The organism is Jiella avicenniae, from assembly GCF_021390325.1.
GTDB lineage: Bacteria > Pseudomonadota > Alphaproteobacteria > Rhizobiales > Rhizobiaceae > Jiella > Jiella avicenniae.
The window spans coordinates 169,467-182,380 of sequence record NZ_JAJUWU010000014.1 but is presented as its reverse complement, the minus strand read 5'-3'; the positions used below and the strand labels follow the sequence as shown (position 1 = coordinate 182,380).

Genomic DNA, 12,914 nt, shown 5'->3' with positions numbered 1-12,914 from the left:
CCGCCCTCGCAGCATCGCCGCCGAGCCATCCGTGGCCGCCGGCTTCGCCCCGCGAAGAGCGAAGCAATCGTCGGCCGCGTCACGTCAGGTCGTCATAGACCGCCTTCATGCGTTCGGTGAAGCGGTCCGGAGAAAACAATGCTGCCTGCTCCGGGCCGCGGCGTTTCAACTCGGCCCTGAGGTCTGCGTCGTGGTCGATGTCCCGGATCGCCCGGGTGATCGCGACCGGATCGTAGGGGTCGACGAGCAGGCCGGCTTCGCCGACGACTTCCGGCAGAGAGCTGGTATTCGCCGAGACGACCGGGGTTCCCAGCAGCATGGCTTCGAGGGCCGGCAGCCCGAACCCCTCGTAGAGCGAGGGAAACAGGAGGGCCCTGGCGTTCTCGATCAGGCTGAGCACCTGGGTGAAGGGCAGGTAGGACAGGTGGATGATCCGCTCCGCAAGCGGCGAGGGACCGCCGTCGGGCATGACCGGCGGGCGATCCGAAATCCGCCTCAGCTTCTCGACGATGGCCTCGAATCCCCAGCCGAGCTTGCCGACGATCACCAGCCGGTGGTCCGAACCCGCGGCGAGATAGGCGTCGATCAGGCGTTCGAGATTCTTCTTCGGCTCCAGCGCACCGACGAAGACGAAATATTTCTGCGGCGTCAGGCCGAAGGCATTGACCTCCCGGGCCTTCTCCTCGGCCGAGCGCCGAAGATACTCGGCCGGCAGCGAAACCGCCTGATGGGTGTTGACGACCCGGTCTTCGTCCACCTTGAAATAGTGCAGGAAGTCGCGCCGCGAATTTTCCGAGACGGTGACGATCCTGTCGGCGCTCTCGGCCAGCGTGCTCAGGGTCTTGTGGAATGCCCGCTTGTTGTCGAGCGTCATGTGGGGAAGCCGAAGCGGCACGAGATCGTGGACCGTGTAGACGTTCGGGCAGCCCTTGATCTCGATTGCCGCGGGGTGGGTCGCGTGGAACAGGCGCGGCTGGCGTAGCGGCTTGACCGTCAGCCTGCGGCCGTAGCGCAAGAGATGCTGGTCGGCCCGCAGGAACAGCATCTCGATCGCCATGCGCCGGCCGAAACCGTGCAGGCCGGGAAAGACGCTGTGATCGGCGATCAGCTTGGTCTCGGCGACCTCTCGCGCTTCGAGGGCCACCGGCGGGACGGTGAGATAGCGAAACGCCCGGCGATAGCGCTGCATGCGGCTGATCCGCGATCTCTGGCGCAGCGACATGTCGTAGAGCCGGATCTCGTTCAGATCGGCGCGGTCCCGGCTGAGGCTGAACTCGGTGTCGAACAGGAGATCGAGTTCGTAGCCGAGGTCGCGGAGCGTCTCGGTCAGGTTGCGGGCATAGGAGGCGATCCCCGTGCCGTCCTTGAGGGCAAGGTTGCGGCCCTCGATCAAAACCGGTGCTGTCATGGACGTTCCGCGATCAGGTGGGGTTCATCGGGGAGAGGCCAAACCGCTTAAGGGGTTTTCTCGGCCAAGACAATTGCCGTCGAGGCAAAGGGGACGGCGGCCTCGCCCGATGCGCCGGCAACGGGCGGGATCGCCTCGCAGTCCGCGGACGGTCAATCTCGAACCCGTCCGGTTCGCACGGCATCGATCGCCTCCATCGCGCGCTCGACATGCCGCCCCCAGCTCATCGGGACGTAGCCGGAGGCCCGGGCCGTCCATTCGGCCCTCAGCGCGCTGCCGGGCGCCGAGATCGCGACGACCGCTTCGACCCAGGCATTGCCGTCGATCGCGCCGACGAGCAGCGCCCGGTCGTCCGCGATCTCGCGGTGGACGGCGATGTCGGAGGCGATCACCGGCGTTCCGAGGGCGAGGGCCTCGGCGACCGGCAGGCTGAACCCCTCGACGAGGGAGGGGGCGAGCAGCGCGCGGGCGCCCTTGATCAGCGCCGAAAGCCCGAGATCGGAAAGGTCGGCAACCTCGACGAGATGCGCGCCGATGTCGCAGGACCGCTCCAGGACGTCGACGATGTTCTCGTTCTCCCAGCCTCTGCGGCCGACGAGGACGAGCTTGGGAGCCTCCTGGCCGAGCCGCTCCACCACGCCGCGCCAGACGTTCATGAGAAAGATCAGGTTCTTGCGCGGCTCGATCGTGCCGACGCAGACGAAATAGGGCGCCTGCGGAATCGGCGAGGCTTCGGTCCGTTCCGGCGTGAACCACCGGTCGACGCCGAGATGGACGACTTCCGTGCGCGGCACCCGCCAACCCTGTCGCCGCATGTAGCGGGCGACCGCCGTCTCGGTGGCGGCGGAATTGACGATGATGAGGTCGGCGCAATCGGAGACGGTCTTCAGCCGCCGATGGTGGCGCTCCGCAGAGCCGGGCGAGCAGAATTCGGGATAGTCGACGGGAATGGCGTCGTGGATGAGGAAGACCGACGGCATCCCGTGACTGCCGAGCCAGGCGAATCGATCGGGCTTGTCCAGTTGGGTATGGGAGGCGTGGAAGTAGCACCGGCTCGTCCGGCCCGTCTCCGCCAGGGTGCGGCGCAACAGTCCGGGCGCGGCGGCGATCTGGCGGAAGGGAAACTGCAGCGTCTTGGCGGCCACCTGGCGGCGGCTCTGGCGCTTGAGCCGCGTTGCCCCCGTCTGGCGGGGCTCCGGCGGCGCGTCGATGGCCTGTTTGAGAGCCATGTAGTACGGATCGTCGGCCGCGCTCACCCGGTCGCGCAGCCAGCCGGCCTCGATCTTCATCAGATGGTCGCGCATGGTCTGGACCGGGATTGCCCCGACGGCGAGCGGCGTCGTGATGACCGGCACGACCGGGCCATACCGCTCGTTCAGCACCAACTCTTCGGCATAGGCGTACTCGACCCGGTCGATACCCGTCGGCGCTCCTCTGAGGAGCCGCGACGAGATCCGCGTGAGATCGAGGAAGACCGTCATGAAGAAGCCTTTCGCGCTGGGCTCGAAACGTCCCGGCTCGTGGGGTGCCGACGCGGAGAACCGTCCCGTTCCGGCGCCGGCACGGGCCCGTACGAAGGAAGACCTAGAGCGGGATGAAATGAGCTTCGCTCATCCTTCCGCTCCATCTTCCTGTTTGCGCATGATCTTTTCCGAAAACCGGTTCCCACTTTTCGGGATCATGCTCTAGAGGGTGGAATAGAGGTCGAGGGCGAATTCGACGTCGTCGAAGAGCCGGCTGCGTCCACGCTTCAGGACGAGGGCCTTGGTACAGTATTCCAGGATCGTCTGGCGGTGGTGGCTGACGAGGATCATCGCCGAATTGTCGATCTTGCCGAACAAGGCCTCGCGGCATTTCTTCTGGAAGCGCTGATCGCCGACGCCGAGGACCTCGTCGATCAGGTAGCACTCGAAATCGATCGCCATCGACAATGCGAAGGCGAGACGCATGCGCATGCCGGACGAATAGGTCTTGACGGGATATCGCAGATATTTGCCGAGTTCGGCGAAGTCCGCGACGAAGTCGATCGTCTCTTCGATCGGCCGGTTGTAGATCCGCGCGATGAAGCGGGTGTTGTCGAGACCGCTCATCGTATTGACCATGCCGCCGCCGCCGAAGGAGAGCGGCCACGACATGCTGAGCCCGCGATGGACGAGGCCGCTGGTCGGCTGCTCGACGCCGCCGATCAGCTTCACGAGGGTCGACTTGCCGGCGCCGTTCTTTCCGAGCACCGCGATCTTCTCGCCGGGTCCGATGTCGAAACTGATGCCGTCGAGGACGCGAACCCTGCCTGCCTCGCCGTCATAGGACTTGATCAGGTTGTCGACGATCACGGCCCGCCCGCCCGCCACGCGCGCGGGGACGGGCTCGGCCGGGGGGAGGGTCCGCTCGTCGTCGAGCGGCTTGAACCGGTGCGACGCGGCGGAGGAGCCTCTGGTCAAAGCCGTCTGCTCGAGCGCCCGGCTGGCGGCTTTCGCGATCGCGGTCGGTTTGGCGAGGATGGTCATGCCAAGTGTTCCATCGTTTCCCGGAGCATCGTTCGGGCGATCCGGTAGAGAGCGAAGCCGATGGCTGCGACGAGCGCGGTCCAGAAGAGTGGTTGAGGGAAGGACGGCCTGTCGGGCAGATTGGGAGCGGCGATGGTCTGCAGGTAGAGCCGGTTGGCGAAAGCTTCCTGCCGAGCCTCCTCGAACGAAGCATAGGCATGGGTCAGGGCCTGGATGGCGAGATCGCGCTCCAAGGTCAGTCTTTCGTAGCTCGACATTTTCGACGCGAGAGACGTGTCCGCGCCCGCGAGGCCGAGGCGGATCTCCTGGATCTGGTCCTGCAACGCCGTGCGTTGCTCTCTGAGGCTTCTGAGGCGAGGGTTTTTCGGTGCCGACGCCTTCAACTGGGCGATCTCGGTATCGATCTCCGTCATCTGCTGGGTGAGCGTGGTCATCAACTCGAGCTGCGACGAGGACTGGGTCGTCGGATCCAGGATGTTCTCCGAATTGCGGAAGTCGGTCATGCGCCTCTGGATGTCGCGCACGCGGTCCTCGTCTTCGGCAACGATGTTTTTCGCAAAGGCGATCGAGTCGTTGGTCGCCCGGTCGTTCAACCGGTTGATCAGGAGTTCGGCCTCTTTGAGAAGCGCCGTGGCAAGCTCCTGCGCGTCCTGGGGCGTGAAGGCGGTGACCTTGAGCCTCGAAATGCCGGTGTCGGCATCGATCCCGACTTCGACCGCGTCGCGCATCGCTTCGTAGAGGCCCTCTTTGGTCTCGTCGTAGAAGATGCCGGGATAGCCGCTCATGAAATCGGCCGAGGGGTGCATCAGCTTGGCCTTCAGGTCGACGTCCTCGGCCAGGTGATCGGTCGCATCGCGCGACTGGAAGAAGACGACGATCGCTTCGCTGGAATCGTCGGAGCGGCCGAGCCCCGGAAGCGCCGCCCCCGCGGTCAGTGGGGAGCCGCCTTTGCGGATGACGTAGCTCGCCTCGGAGGTGTAGCGGTCTGCGGCGAAATATCCGAGGTAAATTCCGGTGGTGAGGGTCGGCAGGACGACGAGGGCCAGGAACAGCCAGGGCGGCTTGCGGCCGCCACCCGTCTTCGCGACCGGCTCGTCCAGCTTCCGCACGGTGCCGACGGCGGCCGGGTCGAGCGCTTGGATTTCCGCCGCCGACCGCTTGGAGGGATCGACGACCGGGTAAGGGGATGAATAGTCGTCGTGAGGGGCGCGGGCGATCGGCGCCGCGACATCGGGCACGCGGTCGGTGAGCCCGATCACGTGCTCGTCCGACAGCTCGGGATTTCGCCGGGAACGATGTTCCGGACTGTCGGCAGCGGGTTCTCGGACGCCCTTCAGATCGGGCTCGTGGCGGCGATCGCCGAGCGTCCGGCTGCCGCCGGTGGAGCGGCGGCGGTGGAGCGACTGAAACTCCAGGGCCTCGATTTTGTCGAAGACGTTTCTGGCGCTGACGAGCGGGGCGCCGAGTGCCTTGCCGACACGGGCGAGGGGGCCAGCCGATTGGCTGGCCGACCCGCCCTCCCGGGCGTTTCGAACGGTTGTCGAAAGGCTCTTTCCGGCCTTTCCCGTCGGGCGGAAAGCAGGCTCACCCGAACTCTTGGCGGATCGCGACGCGGGATTTCCCGGTTCGTGCGGTCGGGACTTTGCGGTCGTCTCGACCAAGGCAGATTTTCGCGGTTTGCCTTTGCGGGTGGGGAAAAAAGACATCGGCATCCTAAGCGACATGGAGGTTGCGCTCGGCTCGTTTGATGAATGTCAGCCCGAGCGAGAACGCGATGATGCCCCAAGCGAAAAGATACCAGCCGTCGTAGTAGAAGCTGAACCGCGGTCCCATGAATCCCGCGCGAAACATTTCCTGCGCATGCACCATGGGGAACAGCAGGAGGAAGTCGCGGACCCGCTGCGGCATCCAATCGAGCATGTAGAACGAACCGGTCAGCGGTAGCGTGAAGTACATGAGCGGCTGGATCATGCGCTCGACGGGCTTGGAAACCTCGATGAGTGCACCGAGACACAAGGCGAAACCGCCTGCAAACAGGGTCATCAGTGCCCATGCGATAACCATCAGCAGCGGATCATCAACGAAATCCACGAAGCCGAAGAGATACAGGAGCAGGTAGCAGAAAAGGAAGGAGAGGAACGTTGAAATGAATTCCGTCAGGATTTGCGCGAGAATCGTGTCGAGCACTCGCACATTCTGATGAAAAAGCAGGCCTGTGTTCAATTTCAATGCGTTAGTGCCACGTCCCACGATGTGCCGCCAGAGAGTCAGCATGGAATAACTGGTCAGAGCGAAGGAAATCATCGACACGCCATGGGTCACCGCGCCCTTCATGATCGACCAGAGAACGATGATGCCGCCGATCAGCAGGACGGGCTCGCCGATCAACCAGAGGAAACCGATGTTCTCGCGACCGTAACGGCTCATGATGTCGCGGATCATCAGTGCCCTGACGACACGCCACTGGGTGGCCGATTTGGCAAGAAAGTCGCGAAAATCGCCAGGGCTGTGGACCCGGCGAGGCACCTGCCCATCCCGCCCATCGTCCCGTTCTTCTGTAATCGTCATCGACCTGCCCTGTTAGTGCCGCCTTCACACCGACGAAACCTCCGCAACGACCGGCCGGCGACGAGCGGGTGACGCTGAGGTCTACTCGATACCGGTACGAAGGTGCTCCAGGCAAGCGGACGATCGGCAAGGAACATGCCAAGCCACCGCCCGATGGCGCATAGGAGACGCTTGTGCCGTTTTTGTGATGAATGGCGCGTTGCGCTGCTGGCGTCGAGCGCAATGAGCATGAATCGAAAGCGGCGCCCCGACGCGACTGTTGCAGGAAGCCAACAGGATCTCATCAAACCGGAGATCTTCGGACGGATAGGTGCCCGACGTTTACCCTCGTTGCTGCGCACTGTGGCAGAAGGAGGCCGTGACCGACCGGTCAGTCATGCTCTCCGGCAACCCGGGACGTCTCGCCCTGCGCGGCTCCGAGGGAAGTGACCGAAGTGCGGACAGCCGGTTCCGGGTCGATACGCTTTGACCGGCTCGATTGGCACGGTGAAGCGAATTGGGGCCCGCAAATCGGCACCACGGTAATGACGCCGGCACTGAGAGGCATTCGAATATGGCGACGACGCAAGTGAACCCCTCGGCGGATGCGTTTGGCGGGATGGCCGGTCGGGCCGGGCCGCATCGGCGTGGCGGGGCCGGGCTGGTTCTGGCGGTGCTGGCGGCGGGGCTTCTGTCCGGCTGTGCGGCGCTGCCCTCGGCGGGGCCGACGGCCGGCGCCTTCGTCGGCAACGTCGACGAAAAGGCGGTGCAGTGGCGAGACGGCTATCTCCTCGTGCCGGTCGACGACACCGTCCTCGCCTATCAGCATGAGGAGCCGCGGCCGAGCTTTCGCGGCATCGCCAGCCGGTCGCTGCCCTCCGACACCGGCATCGGCGTCGGCGACGTCGTCCAGGTGACGCTGTTCGAGGCCGGCGTCGGCGGGCTGTTCTCCTCGCTCAACGCCGGCGGCCAGGGCTCGTCCTCGGTGCACCTGCCCGAGCAGCAGGTCGCCCGCGACGGCTCGATCACCATTCCCTATGCCGGCCGCGTCCGGGTCGCCGGCTCGACCGCTTCGGCCGTCGAGCAACGCATCGTCGCGGCTCTCAGAGACCGGGCGATCGAGCCGCAGGCCGTCGTCGCCGTTTCGCAGGGCAATTCGACCGCGGTGACGGTGACCGGCGACGCGGTGCAGGGCGCCTCGGTGCCGATCCCGGCTTCGGGGCTGAAGATCCTCGACCTGATCGCCCGGGTGGGCGGGCCGAAGACGCCGATCTACGAGACCGCCGTCTCGCTGACCCGCGGCGGCCGGACGGTGCAGATGCCGTTCTCCGAACTCGTCAACGATCCGACCGAGGACGTCTATGTGCGGCCCGGCGACGTCGTTCTCCTGACCCGCCAGCCGCGCACCTACGTGGCGCTGGGCGCGACCGGCAAGAGCGACCAGCTGCCGCTGCAGGGCTACGAGATGTCGCTGGCCGAGGCGCTCGCCCAGGTCGGCGGGCTGAACCCCACCCTCGCCAATCCGAAGGGCGTCTTCGTGCTGCGCCGCGAGCCGGGGGCGGAGATGGTCGCCCGCTACGAGGGCCAGGCCTTCACCCGCGCCGCCCCGGGCGAGGACGCCACCCGCCTCGCCGGCGAGATCCCGGTGATCTACCGCTTCGATCTGCGCCAGCCCTCCGGCCTGCTCCACGCCCAGGACTTCCGGATCCACGACGGCGACATGCTCTATGTCGCGACCGCCCCCTTTGTCCCCGTCAAGCAGGCCCTCGACGCGCTCAGCGGCGTCGTCACCCCGGCGCTCACCGCCGTCAATACGGCGAGCATCATCGAGAACCGGCTGAATCGATAGGCCGCAAACGCTAGTTCGGCAGGGATTCCGACCGAACATCCCTGCCGAATCTGTCGACGAATCTGCGGTCGATCCAGTCCTTCAGCCGGAAGAAGAGCCGCGACTTCAGCGCAAGACCGTTGCGCACGGCGATCGCCTCGCCGCGCGCCGTCGCGAGCAGCATGAGATGGGCCGTCTGCGCCCGATAGCGGCGCAGCGACCGGCCGAGGGCAGCGCGGAAAAGGTTGTCGGCGAGAAGCGGACCCTCTCGCACGGCGAAGACGCCGGCCTTGGGCCGCTCCTGGCCGACCAGGGTGACGCAGTCGCCGGCGGCGAACAGCGTGTCGTCGTCCTCTGCCTGGAGCGTCGGCCGAACCTTCAGGAAGCCCGCTTCGTCGACCCCGAGACCGGATCGCCGCAAGATCTCCGGCGCGGTCGCGGCGGTCGTTACCAGCGCCGCGTCGGCCGCGACGCGGCGGCCGTCGTCGAGAATCACGGCCCGCTCCTCGATCCGCACGGCCCGTCGGCCTTCGACGAGGTCGATCCTCGCATCGGCGAGCGCTTCGCGCGCCAGCCGGCGTCCTCGCTCGGGCAGACCCGCGAGCAGGTCGTTGCCGGCGATCAGGGTGATCGATACGGCCCCGTCTGCCTGGCGGTTGCCCTGCTCGGCGTCGGTACGCTTTCGCAATGCATGGGCGAGTTCGAAGCCTGCCGGCCCGCCTCCGACGACGGCGAGCTCTTTGACGCGGCCGCTGCGGAGATCGGCGAGAAGAAGGTCCAACCGGCGCCGGAAGGTCGAGATCGGCTTGACGACGAGGCCGTGGGTCGCCGCCCCCTCGATCGCCGAGACGTCCGGCACGATGCCGAGGTCGAGGGAGAGGAGCGAATAGCGAATCGGAGAATGTCCCTCGACGAGGACTTCCCGCCGTTCCCGGTCGATCGCCGTCGCCGCACCATGGACGAAGCGCGCCCCGGCCCGTTCGGCGAGGCGTTCGAGGTCGATCTCTCCCGAATCGAGCGGATACTGGCCCGAGACGCGGCCGGGCAGCATGCCGGAATAGGGCGCAAACGCCTCCTTCGCGATCAGCGTCAGTCGCACGCCGCCCGGCGGCCGGTCTGCAAAGGCTTCGAGGACGAAGAGATGGGCGTGGCCGCCGCCGATGAGGACGATGTCGCGCATGGCCGAAGGCTATGGCCGATCGAGGGGCGATCGGCAAGGCAGAGCCGCCACGGTCGGGCACGGCGGGGCGGTGGCTCCGCCCATGCGCCGATGACGGTCAGCCGATGAAGCCGCCGATCAGCGCGGCGCAGACGAGGACCGCGGCGGCGAGCTGCAGGAGTTCCATCACCGGCTTGCCCGGCCGGTAGCGCCGGCGATCACCGCCGATCGGGCGAAAGCCGGTCACGTCTCCGCCCGCAGAGGCCTCCGTGCAGCAGGCGCTCATATCCCGCCGCCCTCGTCGACGACGGTCGGGTCGAGCTCCCGCTCCTCCGGCAGGCGGTCGGCGCCGAAGGCGACCGCCAGGAAGGGCCGCAGCAGGAAGTCCAGCAGCGCCAGCACCGGCACCAGAAGAAGCGGCATCTGGAAGATCAGCGCCAGGAAGCCGACGAGGACGGAGCCGGCGATCCGGGCGCGGATCTTCGCCTGCCGGTGCTCGGCCCGGTGTGCGCCGCTGCCGCGAGCCGCCTCGCCGAGCCAGAGATCCGCCAGCCGGCCGAGGCCGGACCTCGGGGCCACCGCGCCTTCCGGAGCGACCGCTTCGGATTCGCCGACCGTGCGCACCACGCCGAGCGCCACCGTTTCGTTGCTCACCGGATCGATCAGGATGAAGGCGCCGAGATCGCGGTTCTCGCCATAGGGGAGGGCCACCACGGGCCGCTCGGCCGTCAGCTTGACGCGGCCGATCTCGTTCATCGTCAGCGCGTCGGCGGGCTTCGCCTCGTAGGAATGGATGTCGATCGCGCCGTCGAGCGAAGACAGCGTCGCCGGCGTCTGGGCGCTGCCGATCTTGACGATCAGCCGCCCACCCTTGATCAGCGGCCGGTTGGCCATCCACAGAAGGTCGCCGGAGAAGCTCCGCGACACGGCGGCCGGGGCATCCGCCGCCGTGATCACGTCGCCGCGCGAGACGTCGATCTCGTCGGTGAGGGTGATCGTCACCGCCTCGCCCGCCTCGGCGCCGTCCACTTCGCCGTCCGGCCCGAAGACGCCCTTGACGCGGCTGCGTCCGCCGGACGGAAGCGCGACGATCGCGTCGCCCTTCGCCACCTTGCCGCCGACGATCGAACCGGAAAAGCCCCTGAAGTCGAGATTGGGTCGATTGACCCACTGTACGGGCAGCCGAAACGGCTCGGCGCCGGCGTCGAAGGTCTCCGGCTCGACGGTTTCGAGGCGCTCGAGCAGGGTCTCGCCGCGATACCACGGCGTCCTCGGCGACCGGGCCGCGATGTTGTCGCCGGCCTTCGCCGAGACCGGCACGAAGGTCACGTCGGTGAAGCCGAGCGCCGGCAGGATCGCCTGGTAGCCGCGCCTGATCTCCTCGAAGCGCTCCTCGGAATAATCGACGAGGTCCATCTTGTTGATCGCGACGATCACCGACTTGATGCCGACCAGCGAGGTGATGAAGGAATGCCGGCGGGTCTGCGGCAGGATGCCCTTTCTGGCATCGACGAGGATGATCGCGAGCTCCGCCTGCGAGGCGCCGGTCGCCATGTTGCGGGTATACTGCTCGTGGCCCGGCGTATCGGCGATGATGAAGGCGCGATTGCCGGTCGAGAAATAGCGGTAGGCGACGTCGATGGTGATGCCCTGCTCGCGCTCGGCCGAAAGGCCGTCGACGAGGAGGGCGAAGTCGAGATCCTCGCCGGTGGTGCCGAACTTCTTCGAATCCCGCTTCAGCGCCTCCATCTGATCGTCGAAGACGGAGTTCGTCTCGAACAGCAGACGGCCGATCAGCGTCGACTTGCCGTCGTCGACGGAGCCGCAGGTGATGAAGCGCAGCAGCGAGGCGGCGGGGGAGACCAGCGGATGCATGCCGGCCTGCGGATCGACCACTTCGCCGCCGGTCGCCGCGTCAGGCGCCGGGCCGGCGAAGGTTTCGTCCTCGAGCGCGGCGGACGGCGAGCCCTGCGCGAGATCGGCTTCGTCGGGAAGGCGGCGGGCATTGAGGGAGCTCGTCATCAGAAATAGCCTTCCTGCTTCTTTTCTTCCATCGAGGCGCCGGAATCCTGGTCGATCACCCGGCCCTGGCGCTCCGACACGCGCGAGGAGCGCATTTCGGCGATGATGTCGTCGAGCGAGGCGGCGCCCGATTCGACGGCGCCTGTCAGCGGATAGCAACCGAGGGTGCGGAAGCGCACCATCATCGTTTCGACGCTCTCGCCGGGCCTCAGCTCCATGCGGTCGTCGTCGCGCATGATGAGGGCGCCATCGCGCCTGACGATCGGGCGCGGCGCGGCGAAATAGAGCGGCACGACGGGGATGTTCTCGATGGCGATGTAGTCCCAGACGTCCTGCTCGGTCCAGTTGGACAGCGGGAAGACGCGGAAGCTCTCGCCCTTCTTCTTGCGGGTGTTGAACAGACGCCAGGGCTCCGGCCGCTGGTTCTTGGCGTCCCACCGGTGCTCCGGGGTTCGCAGCGAGAAGACCCGCTCCTTGGCGCGGCTCTTCTCCTCGTCGCGGCGGGCGCCGCCGAAGGCCATGTCGAACTTGTACTTGTCGAGCGCCTGCTTCAGGGCCTCGGTCTTCATCACGTCGGTGTGGACGCGCGATCCGGAGGCGAACGGGTTGATGCCGGCGCGCAGGCCTTCCTGGTTGGTGTGCACGATGAGGTCCAGCCCGAGTTCCTTCGCCCGACGGTCGCGGAATTCGATCATTTCCCGGAACTTCCATGTCGTGTCGACGTGAAGCAGCGGGAAGGGCGGCTTGCCGGGCTTGAAGGCCTTCATGGCGAGATGCAGCATGACGGCCGAATCCTTGCCGATCGAATAGAGCATCACCGGGTTCTCGGCGCTCGCCGCCGCCTCGCGGATGATGAAGATCGACTCGGCTTCGAGCCTTTGCAGATGGGTCATGTGCTTCATCGGGAAGCCTTCTTGTTTGCGGAGACGGCATTCCGCTTCAGGGAACGGCCGCCTTCCAACCAGACGCGGCGTCGTCGGAAGCGGCGCCAGGATCGATGTCGTCATCCGCGGGACAAGCCCGAGGATCTACTGCCGTGGGCTCGAAGAACTGGCCGTCGGCGCTTTGCCAACCGCCAACGCTTCTGAGGCGGACGGGTCGGTAGATCCTCGGGACAAGCCCGAGGATGACGCCGCGGAGGGATGGTGTCCGTCCTGCGTCGTTGGCCACTGCCCGTTGTCGCCCTTCGGCCTCTCGCCCTTCGAGGCTCGCTATGCTCGCACCTCAGGATAAGGGGCGACTGCAAATGCCGCGGCCCTTCGGTTTCGTCATCCCGGGCTTGACCCGGGATCCATTCCAAACCGTTCGAGCCGCCAAGTCGGCTTCAATTCGCCCCTCATTCTGGGCCGAACCATCGCCTTGCCGCCGAGGCATGGATCCCGGGTCAAGCCCGGGATGACGAGGCTTACAGGCTTGCGCCCCTTGCCCTTCAAGACTCACTTC

General features: G+C 66.5%; 10 protein-coding genes. 1 reads left to right on the top strand and 9 read right to left on the bottom strand.

Annotated elements, in window-relative coordinates:
* Nucleotides 1-79: 79 nt before the first annotated feature.
* The 5 genes from LZD57_RS14330 to LZD57_RS14310 all read right to left on the bottom strand — a co-directional run bounded on the left by LZD57_RS14330 (nucleotide 80) and on the right by LZD57_RS14310 (nucleotide 6,483).
* Entirely contained in the window at nucleotides 80-1,408 is a 1,329-nt protein-coding gene (locus LZD57_RS14330) for a glycosyltransferase family 4 protein (RefSeq protein WP_233720161.1), read from the bottom strand.
* 152 nt (nucleotides 1,409-1,560) lie between these two features.
* Nucleotides 1,561-2,889: a glycosyltransferase family 4 protein gene (locus tag LZD57_RS14325; protein WP_233720160.1), complete on the bottom strand. Its 1,329-nt coding sequence runs from the start codon at nucleotides 2,887-2,889 to the stop codon at nucleotides 1,561-1,563.
* 204 nt (nucleotides 2,890-3,093) lie between these two features.
* On the bottom strand, nucleotides 3,094-3,915 hold the full coding sequence (locus LZD57_RS14320) for an ABC transporter ATP-binding protein (RefSeq protein WP_233720159.1): 822 nt from the start codon (nucleotides 3,913-3,915) through the stop codon (nucleotides 3,094-3,096).
* Nucleotides 3,912-5,174 carry a KpsE/RkpR family capsule polysaccharide export protein gene (locus tag LZD57_RS14315; protein ID WP_233720158.1) on the bottom strand — a complete coding sequence of 421 codons (1,263 nt, stop codon included), beginning with the start codon at nucleotides 5,172-5,174 and terminating at the stop codon, nucleotides 3,912-3,914. The genes LZD57_RS14320 and LZD57_RS14315 overlap by 4 nt, the downstream gene beginning before the upstream one ends.
* Before the next feature lie 454 nt (nucleotides 5,175-5,628).
* Nucleotides 5,629-6,483: an ABC transporter permease gene (locus tag LZD57_RS14310; RefSeq protein WP_233720157.1), complete on the bottom strand. Its 855-nt coding sequence runs from the start codon at nucleotides 6,481-6,483 to the stop codon at nucleotides 5,629-5,631.
* Nucleotides 6,484-7,036: 553 nt separating this feature from the next.
* On the opposite strand from LZD57_RS14310, the gene LZD57_RS14305 reads away from it, so the two are divergent.
* Nucleotides 7,037-8,311: a polysaccharide biosynthesis/export family protein gene (locus LZD57_RS14305; protein WP_233720156.1), complete on the top strand. Its 1,275-nt coding sequence runs from the start codon at nucleotides 7,037-7,039 to the stop codon at nucleotides 8,309-8,311.
* A 10-nt stretch (nucleotides 8,312-8,321) separates the two neighbouring features.
* Here LZD57_RS14305 and LZD57_RS14300 read toward each other — a convergent pair whose 3' ends face one another.
* The 4 genes from LZD57_RS14300 to cysD all read right to left on the bottom strand — a co-directional run bounded on the left by LZD57_RS14300 (nucleotide 8,322) and on the right by cysD (nucleotide 12,373).
* Nucleotides 8,322-9,470, bottom strand: a complete 1,149-nt coding sequence (locus tag LZD57_RS14300; protein ID WP_233720155.1) for an FAD-dependent oxidoreductase — start codon at nucleotides 9,468-9,470, stop codon at nucleotides 8,322-8,324.
* 97 nt (nucleotides 9,471-9,567) lie between these two features.
* A complete protein-coding gene (locus LZD57_RS14295) occupies nucleotides 9,568-9,735 on the bottom strand; it encodes a hypothetical protein (RefSeq protein WP_233720154.1) in 168 nt (55 codons plus the stop codon).
* Nucleotides 9,732-11,471: a sulfate adenylyltransferase subunit CysN gene (gene cysN / locus LZD57_RS14290; protein WP_233720153.1), complete on the bottom strand. Its 1,740-nt coding sequence runs from the start codon at nucleotides 11,469-11,471 to the stop codon at nucleotides 9,732-9,734. Before cysN ends, LZD57_RS14295 begins: the two co-directional genes overlap by 4 nt.
* Entirely contained in the window at nucleotides 11,471-12,373 is a 903-nt protein-coding gene (cysD, locus tag LZD57_RS14285; RefSeq protein WP_233720152.1) for a sulfate adenylyltransferase subunit CysD, read from the bottom strand. The genes cysN and cysD overlap by 1 nt, the downstream gene beginning before the upstream one ends.
* Between the last annotated feature and the right edge of the window lie 541 nt (nucleotides 12,374-12,914).